A 17,241-nucleotide genomic window follows, 5' to 3' on the forward strand; every position below is an offset into this window, starting at 1 on the left:
TATTAAAATTACAATGCCGAATTATCTATACGTTAGCTACATGTGAATTTTTCGAAATAGTTTTTCTAAACTTAGAAAAATGGATATAATAGTAAGAAATACATTTATTAAATCCTATTGATATATACGTCCGCTTCGAGTACATGTTATTACTTAATATATTTACTATAGCAATTGAACACTTTAGTTCCTTTGCCAACTCTAACCGAGATAAGACTGAAAATTTATGAACTCCCTTACCTCGTTTGTCGATAAAAGTATAGTCATCAAATAAATAAATTGAGCCTTCATTAACTTTAATATTACTATTTATAGTTCCATCTCTTGTTTCACCATGGGCAATATGAAAATAACCACATATATTTCCCTCTTCATCTTCCACAACATACGGTAAATGCACCTGACTATGGAGAATGCGTTCTTCCAAAATTTTATATTTATTATCACTTAATTCATCGCTATATAGATTTTTGACACTAGTAAGATGTGCTATATTCATACGCAATAGTCGATATGGATAAACTTCCTTACCACTAGTAGAATTATACTTGGTTAAATCTAATTGATAACCATGAGAGATGGTAAGAATTTTTTCTTTTATGCTTCTAAATGTACCTCGTACACCCTTATTTTTGATCTTACTAAATAATTCCATCACCTATTACTTTCACTCTTTTCCTTATTAGGGTTCTTTCATACTTCGTATACCATATTTAATTCATTTTACTTTTTTGTCTTATTAAATGTCTTTTATAATAAATAAAACTAAACAACGTATTTCCTTTTTGGGTATAAGTATATATTTCTTCAATATCTTTCATAAATTTCAACTTATAAAAATCAGTACCAGTACCTTCAGAATGTAATTTAATTCCTTTATTAAAACTGTCCCTAATACTTTGTTCTACTGAAATAGTACCCAATTCTAATCCTCTAAATTCTCGATCATAAGATGCGTCAAAGCAGAATTTTATATTATTAAAGAAAAAGTTTAATCTATAAGCTACATTTTTCTCATTTATACTACAAAATACAACTTCGCTATTCAGACAGTTACTAATAGTTTTTACAAAATCTCGTTTATCCTTATCCAGATAAATACAACCCTTTTCATCTTCTAACTTTGTCTTTGAGATTCTAATAATATCATTAAAATCTTCCTCGCTTAGCTTTTTTATAACAGAATTATACTCTAACTGTTGCTTGCCCATCTTATTAAAAGCTGTTCTAATATTTTGCTTTAATTTCTTCGAATAAACTTTATCTCGATATTCTTCAAAATTATCATATTTGTTAATAGATAAATACGGGCAACCTGATAAAACAGATATATTCTCACTATTTAAATTAAAATTCTTTGTAGATTGTGGTATATAGCTCAATTGTAGCAAATCAAATTTTTCATTTTCATATAAATAATTAAAAATTTGCTCTAAATCTTGTTCTTTTATATCTCTACCTATAATATCAATAAAAGTTCCAGCCCACTGTTGTCCTATAAATTCTATCAAACTTAATTTAACACCATACTTTTTACGTGTTACTTTCATAAATGGTGCTATTGCTACTAATTTTGAATTTTTATATAAGAAAATAACCATTATTTTCTTATCATAACCAAATTGATTATCCTCTCTCTTGTAAAAAACATTGATAAAATTTTCAATCCAAACAAAAGAAGACGTTATATTTCTATGCTTTGCTTCATTTTCAAATTTAATCCACTCACTTTTTTTACTACGTATAGCTTCTAGCGTATTACAAACATAGATCTGATACATTTAAACCTCCACGCGCATCATATTTATTGGTTCCTTTATATAAATCCCACACAAGAACATAATTCGATTTCAAATTTAGCTATGATTAAAAACAACCATACAATCAAAAAAACTTTTTTTAAAAGCTTGATGGCAAACAAACCAACACTTAAAGAAGTTGACATAACTTATCATTAGAATTCTTAAACTAGAAAAAACACATTTATTTTGATGTTTGGAATATGCACTTTATATATTAAGTTATATTTATTTGCTTATATATTCTTAATAAATTCTCACCATTATTATCCACACTTATATTTTCAATACTTTTTCTATATTTCTCATAATTTTCCATAACATCACTTGCCGTTTTATATAAATCTTGATGGTCTCTTGATTTAAAAATTATTGTTCCATCTGGTCTCTTGCAAACATTACTTGCAATTGCAGGAATTCCGTAATAGATTGCTTCAGCAATGGAAACTCCAAACCCATCCACATTGGTTGGCCTTATAAACAGCTTACTCCTTTTAACTATTGGATAAAACTCTGTATCTTTCACTTCAAATAACAGAATTTGATTATCTAGACCATATTCGTTAATTCTTCTCTTCAATTCTTCATAATAATTTTTCTCATCTTGATTTTGCCCTTGAACGTCTAGCACAGCAAATAGTAATTTAACATGCCTTCCATTTAAAGCTAGCTCTTTAACCAAATCTATCAATAAATCAATACCATATAAATCTTGTCCATTATAAAACCTAACGCATCCATTAGCGCAAATTATAAAGTCTTTACTTCCAATAAACTCCTGAATATTTGATGGTATTTTCTCATAGTCTTCTTTTAATTCTATAGGATTGATATACGCAGAAAGAGTAATTATTTTTTCTTTATCAAATCCTAAATCAATTAATTCCTTTGTATTTATTTCGTTTACACATATTATCTTATCAATTTTTTTCAGGCTATTAATTAATAAATGCCTCACTATAGTTCCAGAGCTATTAATTTGGTCAACTAAGCTTTGACCATGTACAGTAAGAATAATATTTTTACCCAAAATCTTATATAATCCTAGTAACATTCTTAAACGTTTATCCAAAGAATGAAAGTGAATAATATTTCCTTTTAGAAAGGGAATTTTAAAAAGGAACATTTTATATTTCTTGATAGCATATATATTCCTATTCAAATCTTCTTGTTTGAACTCATCATAAACGATACACTGTATATCCTTACTTTCCAAATATGCTTTCATTCTTTTAATATGAACAGAAATACCCCCCATAGGTGGAGGATATGGACCTATAATATTAATTTTTTTCAAGTATACTCCCTCTCTCTATTACACTTTCACCCTTAAATCTACATCATTTTTTAAATTCTATTTTTGTAAATCAAGATGCTGTATAAGAAACTTATGCTTACCTCTTTTAGTTCTTTCGATATTATCAGTAATCTCTATCTCCACATCCAATGTGTCACTGGTTGCTTTACGCATTTTATTTATTATTTCTAACTTATCCTCTTCATTTAATCTTTGCTGCTCAACTATCTTCACAATAACTTTTCCTTTTTCAAATTGCTCCAGCTGCATAGATTTTATCTTGCTAAAAGCATAAAAATGCTGTGCAAAAATAAGGGCCGTTAAGGATACCTTCGCACCGCTATAAGTGATGATTTGTTCCAGTTCCCTTCCCTCAAGACCCTTTATTAATTTATAACTTCTTCCACAACTACAATTAGTCTTGGTATTAATTGCAATATCTCCTGTTTTATATCGTATAAAGGGCATCACATAGTTATTTAAGTTAGTAGCTATAATTTCGCCTCTTTCATTTTCTTCCGTAGCGTATTTACCTTGTTCATTAATTAATTCAACTACACCATATTCACTTTGAATATGATAATAATCACTTTTTTCACACTCTCCGGCTATACAACAATGCTCCGTATGTCCATAAAAGCTAAATACTCTTACTTTAAAAGCTGCTTCTATATTTGTTCTCTGAAAATCATATAATTTCTCAGAAGAACATAATATAGCTTTTAAATTATTAACTTTTACTCTTTTACCCTTTTCTAACAGAAATTTCGATAAAATATCAATTGAAGAAGGATATGCCTGAATAAAATCAGGATTAAACTTTTCTATTAATCTAATGTAACGCTCTATATTTTCCTCAGTTAAATCATATGATGATAAGATAAGATTTCCACCATCATATTCAGCAATATCCCTTTTTACACTATTGCCCCTTAATATAACAAAACGATTTCTTTTTCTTACATCATACCCCACCCGTTTCCATAGATGAGTAACGAACGCCCATTCTCCTGGACCTGCAATCTGCTTATTTTCATAAAAGCCTAATGGTGTTCCTGAGGAACCTCCTGTAGTTAAATATAAAAGATCTTTTTGACTAATTTTTTTAGAAATTAAATCATTAAAGTTTTCCTTTATAATATCCTTTGTTAAATAGGGTAATTTTTTTAAATCTTGATGAGTCTTAATTTCTTCTGGTTTTAATCCTCTTTCATCAAATACATTCTTATAATATTCAACATTTTCATATGCGTATTTTAATAGTTTTTGTAATTGTTCAAGTTGGTACTCTCGTTGTTTTTCTTCTTTCATTTTCTCACAAATTTCCAATTCTTCATAAATACTTCTAAATACTTTTCCATATCTATAATAGTCAGGAATTAAATCCCGAAAATACTTAATAGGTTGAAGTACCTCTTTTGGTAATTTTTTTAATATACGTTTCAAACTGATCATCCTTTTAATTAGCAAACGTTATAGACGTTTCTAAAAAATTTCCACAGTGTTCCACAATAATTTTTTTACTTTTTCTCTTTATACCATAGCTACTGGAAACATATATATCTTCTATTTTTATAGCTACATCCTCATTAAAATTAATATTTATATTGAGATTATTTTTACTAATATATATTTCATTTGCTGTATATCTTAATGAGGATACAGGATCCAATATTAAATTTATTTTATAAGAAAGCTGGTTCCTCTTCCCAAGTAATTCATCTTTAATATACATATTATTTCTCTCTAATAAAAAGCTTCTTTTATGTATGACACCACACTTCTTTAAATACCCTTGATGTTGACCAACAAATTTATTAGTATGAGTTTCTATACACTCTGAAAATGTTTGCTCTTTCATATAAAATAAATTTTTAACGTCAAAATCATTCTGTTCATAATTAGGGATTTCCAATGTATTATGCATAGCTGTACTTCTAAATAGGTTACGCATTTTATAATCCCCAGTATAAATAAAAGCACCTGGATCAATAAAAATATCTTCCCCGTCTATATTTAGAGTAAAACTTAATTGATCATTATGACTGTGTACTCCTTCACCCCTAAAGGAATTTTCCCCGCAACGAATACAGCAATATGCTCTTTCATTTCGAAGAATATAATACCCTCCATTTTCAAAAGAATTGGAACTTAATATTGGCATAACCTCATTATTATTCCATTCCCCAATTAACCACAAGGCCTCCTCTTTATAAGAAGATCCATAGTATCTAAAGTCTTCCCGATTAAAATATTCTCCGCTAATAGCTAATAAATGTCTAAAATCATTTTTAATCCATGAGCCATACTTAGAAAAAATAATTAACCTTCCATCATCCGCATCGCCAATTAGCGGACTTCTACCATTAGGTTGTGTAAGATGCATAATGAATTCACACATCTTTTCTAAACGTTTTAAATATCCGGTAGAAAAATTAATATTATTTTTGGTACATAAAATAGTTGTCATTAAAAATAGTTCTGTGACTAGTCTATGATACGATGTGGAGGCTTCATAATTTGTTCCATCTTCATTTACTTGAACATACATTTCTTTCTCCAACTCTTTAAAACCATACTCTAGCCAACGTTTAGGATTATTTTCATTCCATATACCTGAAACTTTAAAATCCCCAAAGTATATGCCTATCCAAATTAATCCTATAATATCAGACAAATAATGATTCCCAGTATAATCACCTTTATTCTCCAAATTTTTATAAATAAACTTTCCATGGAGATAAAGATTTTTATGGAATTTCATCCAAAACTCTTCGTTTATTTCTATAGAGTCCTTAAAGAAATAATAACCTATAATCCAATTTACCGCCCGTATTGCTACATCCATCGTACATGCCCAGTTTACAGACATTTCAATAGGATTCTTCTCTATCCAATCTAATAATTGTTCTTTAAATTCTCTTGCATATTTCTCATCTTTAGTTATCCAGTATGCCTTGCCTATGGTAGGAATATGTTGGAATCTAGATAATTCCCACGGAATTTTCACATCAGCATTATTACTTAAATCAACTATTTTTATATCTTTATAAAATTGATTTTCCCAAACAAATCCTGTTTTAAAATCCTTGTTCCATGGTATTTTTTTACCTAATTGGACATCTCCAGAACCTAATAAATTAAAAACATGATTATATATTTTATCTGCATCCCTAATAGTTTCTGCTTCCACATCTAATTTTTTTAATTTATTTACATAATCTAATTTCTCTTTCGTTTTAAATAAAAAGTTACATAGTGGTTGAAAGTCTTTAAAGACTTCTTCCTCTAAATCAATTAAATTCCTCGAAACAATTATTTTACGTCCCTTATAATATATTGCATCATATGATTTTTGAGCTACCTTGCGAGCAATTATATGAACTGGTTTTCCCTTTAATTTGTATATCTTCTGTAAGAAGCTTGACATTCTTGCCCTCCAAAACAGTTTATAAATTATTTAATAAATCCTTTTGTATCAATAACAACTTTCTCTTTTAATTGATCAAAGTCAATGGAACTAAAAACTTCGTGATCAACTAATACTAAAATAATATCTGATTTAGCTACAGCCTCTTCAATCGAAAGAAGTGAAATTCCTTTTTCTTGAAGAGACACTGGTAATTCATTTACATGTGGCTCTACTGCAATAACTTCTCCTACACTAGATACCGCTAAATGTTTAACAATTTCTAAGGCAGGACTTTCACGTAGATCATCAATATTTGCTTTAAATGCTAATCCTAAACAAGCAATTACTGGATTTTTAAAACGATCTGCCTTCTCTTTTACCTTCTCAACAACATACATCGGTTTATAGTCATTAACATTTCTTGCAGTGTGAATTAATTTTGCTTCTTCTGGAGCAGCATCTACAATAAACCAAGGATCTACAGCGATACAATGACCACCAACACCTGGCCCTGGTTGTAAGATATTCACACGCGGATGACGGTTTGCAAGACGGATTAATTCCCAAACATTAATATTTAACTTATCACATATTAACGATAGTTCGTTTGCAAAGGCAATATTTACATCACGGAAGGAATTCTCAGTCAATTTTGCCATCTCAGCTGTTCTTGCATTCGTATCAAGAATTTTTCCTTTTACAAATTGTTTATAAAATTCCACTGTACGCTTGGTAGATTCTTTATCCAATCCACCGATAATACGATCATTTTCTACTAGTTCCTTTAAGATATGCCCTGGTAATACACGTTCTGGACAATGCGACACATAAATTCTACCCTTTTCACTATGCATTTCCTCAGAAGTTGTTAAATCTGATCGTTCTTCTAAAATCCATTCCGCAACCTTTTCAGTTGTACCAATTGGACTTGTAGATTCAAGAATAATAATATCCCCATTTTTTATAACAGGAGCAATTGTTTTCGCAGCAGCCTCTACATATGCTAAATCTGGTTTATGTCCATCTTTAAATGGCGTTGGCACTGCCAAAATGAAAATATCTGCTTCTTCAGGCTGCAATGATGCCTTTAATTTCCCACTTTGCACCGCTGCTTTTACTAAAATATCCAAATCCGGTTCATAAATATGTACTTTTCCACTATTAATCATTTCAACCGCATTTTCATTTACATCAACACCATGTACTTGAAATCCTTTAGTTGCTAGTAAACTAGCAGTTGGTAACCCAATATATCCCAGACCCATTACACAAATCTTCTTATCCATTTTTTCAACCTCTTTTCTATGAATTAGCTACTATGATGCTCCATTAGACTTAACCATAATTCGGATCGTTTTAAAGATGATTTTCAAATCATAGAGTACGCTTCGTTTGTTTATATATTCTAAATCTAGTTCAACCATTTCTTTGAATCCAACACTATTTCTCTCCGTTACTTGCCAAAGCCCCGCACATCCTGGGATAACAAGTAAACGCTGCTTATCATACGCTGTATATTCCTTTACTTCCCTTGGAAGTGGTGGACGCGGCCCCACTAAACTCATTTCACCTTTTAACACATTCAATAACTGTGGTAACTCATCAATACTTGTTTTACGAATGAATTTACCGATTTTTGTAACCCGAGGATCATCTTTCATTTTAAACATTGCACCAGATACTTCATTATGTTGTAATAAATCCTTCAACTTCTCTTCCGCATCAGTGATCATAGAACGGAATTTATACATACCAAATTCTTGTTCATTTTTCCCCACTCGGGTTTGCTTGAATAAGATTGGACCTTTTGGATCTTCTAACTTAATGAGTAGTGCAACGATAAGAAAAACAGGTGAAAGGAAAATAAGACCACATAATGCCCCTACTACATCCATTAAGCGTTTCATAAATAAATACAACCATTTTTGATTTACCTCTTCAGCAGCAAGTAATTCTTGTTTCTTTACAGTTTCCTCTGATACTTTCATTAAGGCCACTGCTATCCCACCTCACTTTTTATACATGTACATTTTCTTTTTGTACAAGTTCATTCATATAACTCATCAACTCTTCTTTCAGTTCTTCATTTTGAAGAGCCATCTCAATCGTAGTCTTAATAAACCCAAACTTCTCTCCAACATCATAACGAACTCCTTCAAAATCATAAGCAAACACTCGTTGAATTTCATTTAATCGTTGGATCGCATCTGTTAACTGAATCTCTCCACCAGCACCTGTTTGTTGGTTCTCAAGGAACATAAAAATTTCTGGTGTTAATACGTAACGTCCCATAATCGCTAAATTAGATGGCGCTGTACCTTGAGCTGGTTTTTCAACAAATTGTCGTACTTGATAACGACGATCATTTTGTTCAACTGGATCAATAATCCCATAACGATGTGTTTCATTTTCTGGTACTGTTTGAACACCAATTACAGATGATTGCGTTCCTTCATATTGATCCATTAATTGACGTAAACACGGTGTTTCTGCTTGTACAATATCATCACCAAGTAATACCGCAAATGGCTCATTTCCAATAAATTTACGTGCACACCATACCGCATGTCCAAGTCCCTGTGGCTCTTTCTGTCTTATGTAATGAATGTTAATTTTTGAAGAAGCTTGTACCTTTTCAAGTACTTCATGCTTTCCCTTTTCGAGTAAGTTTTGCTCTAGTTCGAAAGAGTGATCGAAATGGTCTTCAATCGCACGTTTTCCTTTTCCAGTTACTATAATAATATCTTCAATTCCTGATTCTATCGCTTCTTCTACTATGTATTGAATTGTTGGTTTATCGACGATAGGTAACATTTCTTTCGGCATTGCTTTCGTTGCTGGTAAAAACCTTGTCCCAAGACCAGCAGCGGGTATAATTGCTTTTCTTACTTTTTTCAAATCTAGTCCCCCCAAAAAAACATTGTTTTATCTATATGTAACAATAACAAAAACCCTACCTATAGAGTCATAGTTATAACTCCATAGGTAGAGTTTCTATTATAAATAAATTTATGGGCATCTAACCCATCCTCACGTCATACTCCCGACGACAAGCGTCTAAGGTAGGTTGAAATATAATTTCTACCCACAGCACAACCGAGTGCCCCCGTTGATAACGGTTAGGAGACATCACCAGTTCCTTATTTAGAAAATCCCGAACAATTTTTTACGACGAATTAGTTCTGGATCTTCTTTATAAATTGCTTTTCCGCTAATTAATAAATACGGATTTTCTTTTAAATCACTCATAACGTTCATTCCGAATTCTTTTCCGATTAATTCGTAGCTTTCCGCTAGATGAAATCCTCTTGATGTTGTGTTATGTGCATCTGATGCGATCATATGCGTTAAATTATGTTCAACGAGTTGTAGTGAGAATTTTTTTATCTTTTTGCCGAAATTTCCCAGCAAGCTACCTGCTGTTACTTGTGTGAATGCACCTTTACTTACAAGATTGTATAACTTATCTGGCCGCTCGATTAACTCGGCATTACGCTCTGGATGAACGATAATTGGGATCATTCCTTTTACACGTAGTTCATATAATAGTTGTTCGGCATAACGAGGTACATGATTAGATGGAAATTCAATGAATATGTATTTGTTTGTTTCGTTTAAGGTAACGATTTTACCAGCTTCATAGTCTTCTAATAAATCACCATATAACCTGACCTCTTGCCCCGGTAAAATTTTTAGTGGAATTTCATTTTGTTGTAGTTCATCATTTAGTTGTTTTACTTGATGAATAATTGAAGTACGTTCATTTGTATATTTTCCATTTTGATGGTGTGGTGTTGCGACGATTGTATGTATTCCTTCTTGGACAGCCTTTTGTGCCATGGCCAGACTATCTGTTACTGTTTGTGCACCGTCATCGATGCCAGGTAAAATGTGACAATGTAAATCAATCATTTGTTTCATCCTCCCTCTCTCATATAAAAAATCTTTTTTCCCTTGAATACGAGTTATCTCATATTCAAAGGAAAAAAGGAGATATGTTTCTACCATATCTCACTTTTGAATTAGTTTGCACCGTAGTAATAATATAAGCCTTGTTCACGTTCACGATCGTTTAGAACAACGCCTAACAATTTACCTTTTGCTGATTCTAACAATCCTTTTGCTTTTACCGCAGTTTCCTTTTCTGTCGATTCACTACGAACGACAAGAATAGATGCATCACATACATTCGCCATAATTTGCGCGTCTGTTACAGCTAAAATCGGCGGTAAATCAAAGATGACTAAATCGTACATGCTATATGCTTGCCCAAGAAGTTCTTTCATCGATTTCGAACCTAACAATTCCGCCGGATTTGGTGGGATTGGACCACACGCTAAAAAGTGTAAATTATCAACTAATGTCGTTTGTACACACTTCTCTAACCGTTCACTAAGTGATAATACATTCGTTAATCCGAAAATATTATCAACTTGGAACATTTGATGCATCGCTGGTTTACGCATATCTGCATCAATTAATAATACTTTCTTTCCTTGTTGGGCGAACACGACCGCCATATTCGCTGTTGTCGTCGTTTTCCCTTCACTTGGGTTAGCAGACGTTACCATTAACGAATGTAAATTTGTATCAACAGATGCAAATTCGATATTCGTTCGAATATTACGATATTGTTCTGAAATTGGTGATTTCGGTTGTTGATGAGCAATTAATTGACGACGTTGACGATGATTTTGTTTCTTTTTAAATAAACTATTAAGAGCCAATTGTTTGTCCCCTCACTTTTCTTGATGATGGAGCGTGCGATTTCACGTTCAATGTTTCTTCATCCATACGAGCGACAATACCTAACACCGGCAAGCCAAGTAAGTTCTCTACATCTTCTTCCTTTTTCACTGTGTTATCTAAGTATTCTAGTAAGAATGCAAGACCAATTGAAGCCATTAAACCAACAATGAAAGCAATTGCTACATTTAACATTGGACGTGGCTTAATTGGAGATAGATTTTCTGCAACTTCTGCTTTTGATAATACTGTTACGTTATCAACACTCATAATTTTAGCAACTTCACCTTGAAACACTTCTGCAGTTGTATTAGCAATATCACGAGCTAGTTTTGGGTCTTTATCTTGCGCAGTTACCGCCACTACTTGTGAGTCTTTCTCATTAGCTACTTCAATTTTATTGTTTAGCTCTTGTACTGTTATATTTAAACCTAGCTTTTCTTTCACTTGATCTAAGATTACTGGACTTTTAATAATAACCTTATATGTATTCGTTAATTGAATATTCGTTTGTACCTCATTATACTGAATTGCTGCCCCTTCTTGTTTCTTCTGATTCACAAGAATTTGCGTTGAAGATTGGTAGATTGGTGTCATGAAGAAGAAGCTAATGATAGCACTTACAATAGCTGCACCAAAGGCGATTACGAGGATCATTGCTAAACGTTTTTTTAAAATATAAAATAACTCTTTTAAACTAATTGTTTCTTCCATAAGTCCCTCCAACTTTCTAAAATTTGCACATAAGAAAAATTATAACATATAATCTTACATTTTTTTATTTTAGTCATATCTATGTTCTTTTGTTATTTGAAAACATATATAATCTTACAAAATAATCTTAAATATGACAACACATTCCATCAATTTTACAAAATTCCCATTATATCATTTTTTTTATATAATTCAATATATAATTTTAAAATAATTCAAAAAAACTGGTAAAAACACTTACCAGTTTTAAAAATTACTATTTTACACATTATTTTCTAATAATATCCATATTGTTCTTGTTCTTCTTTTTTATCATTTAAAACGACGCCAAGTAGTTTTCCAGATGCTTTATCTAATATTTGTTTCGCCTTTATCAGTTTATCTTTTTCTGTTTTTTCACTACGAGCTACTAATACAACTCCATCGCATTTGTTTGCAAGTATTTGCGCGTCTGTAACCGCCAGCACAGGAGGCGTATCGATTAGAATGACGTCGAACATCTTATATGCCTCTAAAAGCATTTCGTCCATTTTACGGTATCCTAATAATTCTGCAGGGTTTGGCGGAATTGGGCCTGCTGGCATGATATATACATTATCTATGTCTGTTTTTTGAATACATTGCATAAACGAAGCTTGTCCTGATAATAAATTTGTTAAACCATTTGGATTATGAACCGCAAATAAGTTTTGTAATGTTGGCTTACGTAAGTCCGCCCCTATTAACAGTACTTTTTTCCCTTGTTGACCGAAAACAACTGCTAGATTAGAAATAGTCGTTGTTTTCCCATCTCCAGGATCTGCTGAAGTGACAATAATAGAACGAATATGATTATCTACTGATGTAAATTCAATATTTGTACGAATGTTACGGTATTGTTCTGCAATACGTGATTTAGGCTCTTTATGTGTAATTAATTGTCTTAGTGGCTTTCTTGTTTTTTTCCCGAACATGTTATGGTCTCCTCTTTTTCAAAATACGACATTTTCCCCTTTTTCTCTTTTATGCTCGATATGCTACGCCTATTTTTCATTTACTTCTACCGTTAAATTTCCCCATTACTTTCCTCTACAGTTCATCATAACGAATCATAATAACCTTTGTCCTATCTTATAACCTCCATAATGTGACAACGGCATCTCTATCTTTATCGCGCTATCATTCATCTTGATTTCAAGATATTTATAGCGTCATTATATACAAACTCCCATTCATTTACAATTAAAATTCTGATTACTCTGCATTTTAATATTTCAAATAAAAAATATAGTGATTAAAAAAATCCTTCTGCATATTACAGAAGGATTTTTTTAATCACTATCTATTCTTTCTTATCACCAATTGCAAATGTAATTTCAGCTTCACATGCAACTTCACCATCTACTGTTGCGATTGCTTTTCCTTTTCCAATTGGACCACGTACGCGCGTCATTTCTACTTCTAAACGAAGTTGATCACCTGGACGCACTTGTTTTTTGAAGCGACAGTTGTCGATACCTGCGAAGAAAGCAAGTCTTCCGCGGTTTTCTTCTTTCTTTAATACAGCAACTGCTCCAACTTGCGCTAATGCTTCTACAATAAGTACGCCGGGCATAACTGCATAATCTGGGAAGTGTCCGTTAAAGAACTCCTCGTTTGCGGATACATTTTTAATTCCAACCGCTCTTTTCCCTTCATCTACTTCTAATATTTTATCAACAAGTAGAAATGGATAGCGGTGAGGAATGATTTCTTTAATTTGTTCTATATTTAGCATGTAACAATCGCCCCTTTTACAATATTGGTCTTACCACTTGGACATATTGTTATTATCCCATTTAGTTTATTATTTGTCATTATAAAGTAAAAATTTACTTCCTATTATAAAAAAATGCACACACTCTATTCCATTAAAATAGTTGCACTTCTCAGCAACTGACACGGAGGTAGAAAAGAGTGTATGCCCAAATTAGGGAAAGGCAATATGTATTCGAACATTTTTTGCCTTAATGTCGTATTCGACTCATTATATTACAAACGTTTTCAAATATGGAAATATTAAATTTAACCATATATATGAATATTTTACCTGTTTTCTCTATTTTTCTTTATTTTCCTTCTATTTTCTTAATAAATTAAAAAAATATAAAAATATAAAGATATAAAAAAATAAAAAAGGACCAAGGTTTGATACCTTAGTCCTTCTCACTTTATCCCGATTGGTGAAGGCTAGTAATCAGCGGGGGATAAACCTCCCACTGATTAAAGTTTCACTTTATTTCAATGCACGACGTGGTAATTTATCGATATTCTCTAACATAACACCTGTACCAATAGCAACACATTGCATTGGGTTTTCAGCGATTAATACTGGTACCTTTAATTCTTCTGCAAGAAGCATGTCGATACCGTGTAATAAAGCTCCACCGCCTGTTAGAATAACACCGCGGTCGATAATGTCCGCAGATAGTTCTGGTGGTGTACGCTCTAGTACGCCTTTTGCAGCTTGTACAATGATAGCTGCGTCTTCTTTTAGTGCTTCTGTAATTTCTTCAGAGCATACTGTAATTGTACGTGGTAAACCTGTTACCATGTCACGTCCGCGAATTTCAAGCTCTTCACTGCGTGCACCTGGGAATACTGTACCAACTTTAATTTTAATATTTTCTGAAGTACGTTCTCCAATTAATAGCTTATACTTACGTTTAACGTAGTTTAAGATCTCCATATCAAACTTATCGCCAGCCATTTTGATAGAGGAAGAGGTAACAATATCACCCATAGAAAGTACGGCGATATCTGTTGTACCTCCACCAATATCAACAACCATGTTACCGCTTGGTTGGAAGATTTCCATACCAGCACCAACTGCCGCTACTTTTGGTTCTTCTTCTAAAAATACTGTTTTGCCACCTGAACGTTCAGCAGCCTCGCGAATTGCTTTTTGCTCTACAGATGTGATATTTGTTGGACAGCAAATTAAAATGCGAGGTTTTGAAAAGAAGCTCTTCACGTCCAATTTGTTAATGAAATACTTTAACATTGCTTCTGTAATTTCGAAATCTGCGATTACACCATCTTTAAGTGGACGAATTGCCACGATATTACCAGGTGTACGTCCCACCATACTTCTTGCTTCTTCACCTACTGCTAATACTTTTCCACTATTACGATCAATTGCCACAACAGATGGCTCATTTAATACAATACCCTTACCTTTAACATGAATTAATACATTAGCCGTACCTAGGTCAATTCCGATATCTCTCGCAAACATTCCCGTCATTTCCTCCTCGATATTCAAAATCAGGTTACACCCGAATTCTTTTACACCTAATTTCTGATTTTATCATAAATTTAACAGAAACGTAATATTCGCAAAAAGAATTCTTCTGAAAAATATTACCGAATTTGCAAGGAATGTTTGCTTTCTTATATTTATTGGCGTACAGGCTTTTCTATATCTTCTTTACGATACTTCTGTTTTGTTGCTTCTCCCCCTCTTAAATGACGAATAGACTTATGATAATCAAGAATTTCTTTCACTTCATTTGCGAGCTCTGGATTAATTTCTGGCAAACGTTCTGTTAAATCTTTATGGACTGTACTCTTTGATACCCCAAACTCCTTTGCAATTACACGCACTGTCTTTCTTGTCTCCACGATATACTTGCCAATCTTGATAGTTCTCTCTTTGATGTAATCGTGCACACCACTCGCCTCCCTAAATTGGATGTGAGAAGTGTGAAATGAGACTCGCTGCATACGACTATGAAGTAAATGTGAGTGCTGTTTGTAAGCGTTAAACATTCTTGGATTTATAATGAAATGATTCACGATTTCTCACCTCAAACACTCTCTTTGCATTGGTTTATACCATTGTATTGCCCGCACTACTGATATATGCTACATGTTCACTATTTTTGCGGACTAAGTTAAGAAAAATTACGTTTTTTTGTGAGAAATACGTTAACAATGACAATTATGGCGAAAAAAAGTGACACCTCTTTATAAAAGGTGTCACTCTTCTCTTTCATACTCTTCTTCTAACAACTGATGGTGGGGAACTTCTTTCTTACCGGCAATATAATAGTATAAAGCGAATAAAACAAACAATAAAATAATAGCAATCGACAGAACAGATAAAAATGACACAGTATCCCCTCCCTTTTGTAATATATATTCGAGAATCTCGTCATTTTTCCTTGTTATTGCAACTTTTTTCTCGAAATTGATTATTTTTATATAAAAATAAAAAAATCAGTTCTCCTCATGAGAACTGATTTTTTTACTTTATTATTCTTGTGAAGAAGAATCGTTAGATGATTCTGTAGAACCATTCGTTGATTTTTCTTCTTTTTGAGATTTGTCATCTTGTTTGCCGTTCGTCTCTTTATCACTAGTCGAGCCGCTTGTTGATTTCTCTTCTTTTTGAGACTTATCTTCTGTTTTACTTTCTGGTTTCGTGCTTGTTGACTTTTCTTCTTTTTGAGATTTGTCATCAGCTTTTTTACCAGAAGCATTTGTCGCCTTTGCAGCACCTGCAGCAGCTTTAATTTCTGCTACTGATTTATTTAAATAGCGCTCAGGGTTCACAGCCACATTGTCTTTACGTACTTCAAAGTGAACGTAAGAACCTGCATCTTTATTCATTGCATTTAGACCTGATTTTCCTAACACTTCACCTTGCGCAACTCTTGCACCTTTTTCTACTTTCACATTGCCTAAGCTTTGATAAGATGCTGCTACACCATTTCCACTATCTACTGTTACAACATAACCAAGAAGTGAATCTTTTTCAGCTTTCGTTACTGTACCACTTAAAGCAGCTGTAACATCAAATTCTTTTCCGTTTTTCGCAGCAATGTCGATCCCTTTATTTGGGGAATATGTGTTGTTATAAAAGACAAGTGCTTTTTCTTGTTCCGCCTCTGATGCTGCATCTTCATAGAATTTCTTCTGTACTACTACTTCTGCATTTACTGCAGCTGGCATTTTCACTACTTCTGAAGATTTTGTTACCGGTACTGCTGGATTTTCCGTTTGTGTATACGGTGTTGCTTGATCTTGGTTCGGAGCTTTCTTTGGATTAGCTCCCTGGAACCATAGCGCAACCATTAAGATTACCGCTGCACAAGCAATGTATAGTGCCGGAAACACCCATCTTTTTTGAAATAAATGTACTACTTTTCGCGAATTTTTACTATTTCTTCCTCGCATTCCATCATCACCTCAGCAATCATTTTGAACAATATTCACTCATCCTATACAACCTATAACTAATTACTTTTCGA

At 32.7% G+C, this 17,241-nt stretch carries 17 protein-coding genes; all 17 read right to left on the reverse strand.

Features of this window, described 5'->3' with window-relative positions:
* Positions 1-25: 25 nt before the first annotated feature.
* The 17 genes from KPL75_RS12920 to KPL75_RS13000 all read right to left on the reverse strand — a co-directional run bounded on the left by KPL75_RS12920 (position 26) and on the right by KPL75_RS13000 (position 17,167).
* The gene (locus KPL75_RS12920) at positions 26-655 is read right to left on the reverse strand and encodes a GNAT family N-acetyltransferase (RefSeq protein ID WP_258237043.1); all 630 of its coding nucleotides are present in this window, start codon (positions 653-655) and stop codon (positions 26-28) included.
* Between the two features lie 58 nt (positions 656-713).
* The gene (locus KPL75_RS12925; protein WP_219920919.1) at positions 714-1,781 is read right to left on the reverse strand and encodes a GNAT family N-acetyltransferase; all 1,068 of its coding nucleotides are present in this window, start codon (positions 1,779-1,781) and stop codon (positions 714-716) included.
* A 235-nt stretch (positions 1,782-2,016) separates the two neighbouring features.
* Complete coding sequence (locus KPL75_RS12930) at positions 2,017-3,096, reverse strand: glycosyltransferase family 4 protein (protein WP_258237030.1); 1,080 nt, start codon at positions 3,094-3,096, stop codon at positions 2,017-2,019.
* Between the two features lie 57 nt (positions 3,097-3,153).
* Positions 3,154-4,542 carry a phenylacetate--CoA ligase family protein gene (locus KPL75_RS12935; RefSeq protein ID WP_219920920.1) on the reverse strand — a complete coding sequence of 463 codons (1,389 nt, stop codon included), beginning with the start codon at positions 4,540-4,542 and terminating at the stop codon, positions 3,154-3,156.
* Between the two features lie 13 nt (positions 4,543-4,555).
* On the reverse strand, positions 4,556-6,526 hold the full coding sequence (locus tag KPL75_RS12940) for an alginate lyase family protein (protein ID WP_219920921.1): 1,971 nt from the start codon (positions 6,524-6,526) through the stop codon (positions 4,556-4,558).
* A 26-nt stretch (positions 6,527-6,552) separates the two neighbouring features.
* A complete protein-coding gene (gene wecC, locus KPL75_RS12945) occupies positions 6,553-7,794 on the reverse strand; it encodes a UDP-N-acetyl-D-mannosamine dehydrogenase (RefSeq protein ID WP_219920922.1) in 1,242 nt (413 codons plus the stop codon).
* A gap of 30 nt (positions 7,795-7,824) precedes the next feature.
* Positions 7,825-8,505, reverse strand: a complete 681-nt coding sequence (locus tag KPL75_RS12950; RefSeq protein WP_219920923.1) for a sugar transferase — start codon at positions 8,503-8,505, stop codon at positions 7,825-7,827.
* A gap of 19 nt (positions 8,506-8,524) precedes the next feature.
* Entirely contained in the window at positions 8,525-9,406 is an 882-nt protein-coding gene (bpsC, locus tag KPL75_RS12955; RefSeq protein WP_219920924.1) for a UTP--glucose-1-phosphate uridylyltransferase BpsC, read from the reverse strand.
* A gap of 246 nt (positions 9,407-9,652) precedes the next feature.
* Positions 9,653-10,420: a tyrosine-protein phosphatase gene (locus KPL75_RS12960; protein ID WP_219920925.1), complete on the reverse strand. Its 768-nt coding sequence runs from the start codon at positions 10,418-10,420 to the stop codon at positions 9,653-9,655.
* Positions 10,421-10,530: 110 nt separating this feature from the next.
* Positions 10,531-11,235: a CpsD/CapB family tyrosine-protein kinase gene (locus tag KPL75_RS12965; RefSeq protein WP_002130032.1), complete on the reverse strand. Its 705-nt coding sequence runs from the start codon at positions 11,233-11,235 to the stop codon at positions 10,531-10,533.
* Positions 11,225-11,968, reverse strand: coding sequence for a YveK family protein (locus KPL75_RS12970; protein WP_219920926.1), 744 nt, complete (start codon positions 11,966-11,968; stop codon positions 11,225-11,227). The genes KPL75_RS12965 and KPL75_RS12970 overlap by 11 nt, the downstream gene beginning before the upstream one ends.
* A 275-nt stretch (positions 11,969-12,243) precedes the next feature.
* Positions 12,244-12,921, reverse strand: coding sequence for a CpsD/CapB family tyrosine-protein kinase (locus KPL75_RS12975; protein ID WP_219920927.1), 678 nt, complete (start codon positions 12,919-12,921; stop codon positions 12,244-12,246).
* Positions 12,922-13,289: 368 nt separating this feature from the next.
* A complete protein-coding gene (gene fabZ, locus KPL75_RS12980; protein WP_000931959.1) occupies positions 13,290-13,724 on the reverse strand; it encodes a 3-hydroxyacyl-ACP dehydratase FabZ in 435 nt (144 codons plus the stop codon).
* Between the two features lie 498 nt (positions 13,725-14,222).
* Positions 14,223-15,224 (reverse strand): rod shape-determining protein, encoded by a 1,002-nt coding sequence (locus KPL75_RS12985; protein ID WP_219921109.1) that lies wholly within the window; start codon positions 15,222-15,224, stop codon positions 14,223-14,225.
* Between the two features lie 161 nt (positions 15,225-15,385).
* Positions 15,386-15,658, reverse strand: a complete 273-nt coding sequence (gene spoIIID / locus KPL75_RS12990; RefSeq protein ID WP_000544010.1) for a sporulation transcriptional regulator SpoIIID — start codon at positions 15,656-15,658, stop codon at positions 15,386-15,388.
* 309 nt (positions 15,659-15,967) lie between these two features.
* Entirely contained in the window at positions 15,968-16,102 is a 135-nt protein-coding gene (locus KPL75_RS12995) for a hypothetical protein (RefSeq protein WP_002016211.1), read from the reverse strand.
* Positions 16,103-16,243: 141 nt separating this feature from the next.
* The gene (locus KPL75_RS13000) at positions 16,244-17,167 is read right to left on the reverse strand and encodes a stage II sporulation protein SpoIIQ (RefSeq protein ID WP_219920928.1); all 924 of its coding nucleotides are present in this window, start codon (positions 17,165-17,167) and stop codon (positions 16,244-16,246) included.
* Positions 17,168-17,241 lie beyond the last annotated feature (74 nt).

This window comes from Bacillus sp. NP247 (genome assembly GCF_018966865.1).
Taxonomy (GTDB): Bacteria; Bacillota; Bacilli; order Bacillales; family Bacillaceae_G; genus Bacillus_A.

Coding starts and splice junctions, on each gene's coding strand:
- fabZ (WP_000931959.1), bottom strand. CDS start 13,724: ATGCTAAATATAGAACAAATTAAAGAAATCATTCCTCACCGCTATCCA.
- KPL75_RS12960 (WP_219920925.1), bottom strand. CDS start 10,420: ATGATTGATTTACATTGTCACATTTTACCTGGCATCGATGACGGTGCA.
- KPL75_RS12970 (WP_219920926.1), bottom strand. CDS start 11,968: ATGGAAGAAACAATTAGTTTAAAAGAGTTATTTTATATTTTAAAAAAA.
- KPL75_RS12940 (WP_219920921.1), bottom strand. CDS start 6,526: ATGTCAAGCTTCTTACAGAAGATATACAAATTAAAGGGAAAACCAGTT.
- KPL75_RS12985 (WP_219921109.1), bottom strand. CDS start 15,224: ATGTTTGCGAGAGATATCGGAATTGACCTAGGTACGGCTAATGTATTA.
- KPL75_RS12920 (WP_258237043.1), bottom strand. CDS start 655: ATGGAATTATTTAGTAAGATCAAAAATAAGGGTGTACGAGGTACATTT.
- KPL75_RS12925 (WP_219920919.1), bottom strand. CDS start 1,781: ATGTATCAGATCTATGTTTGTAATACGCTAGAAGCTATACGTAGTAAA.
- KPL75_RS12975 (WP_219920927.1), bottom strand. CDS start 12,921: ATGTTCGGGAAAAAAACAAGAAAGCCACTAAGACAATTAATTACACAT.
- KPL75_RS13000 (WP_219920928.1), bottom strand. CDS start 17,167: ATGCGAGGAAGAAATAGTAAAAATTCGCGAAAAGTAGTACATTTATTT.
- wecC (WP_219920922.1), bottom strand. CDS start 7,794: ATGGATAAGAAGATTTGTGTAATGGGTCTGGGATATATTGGGTTACCA.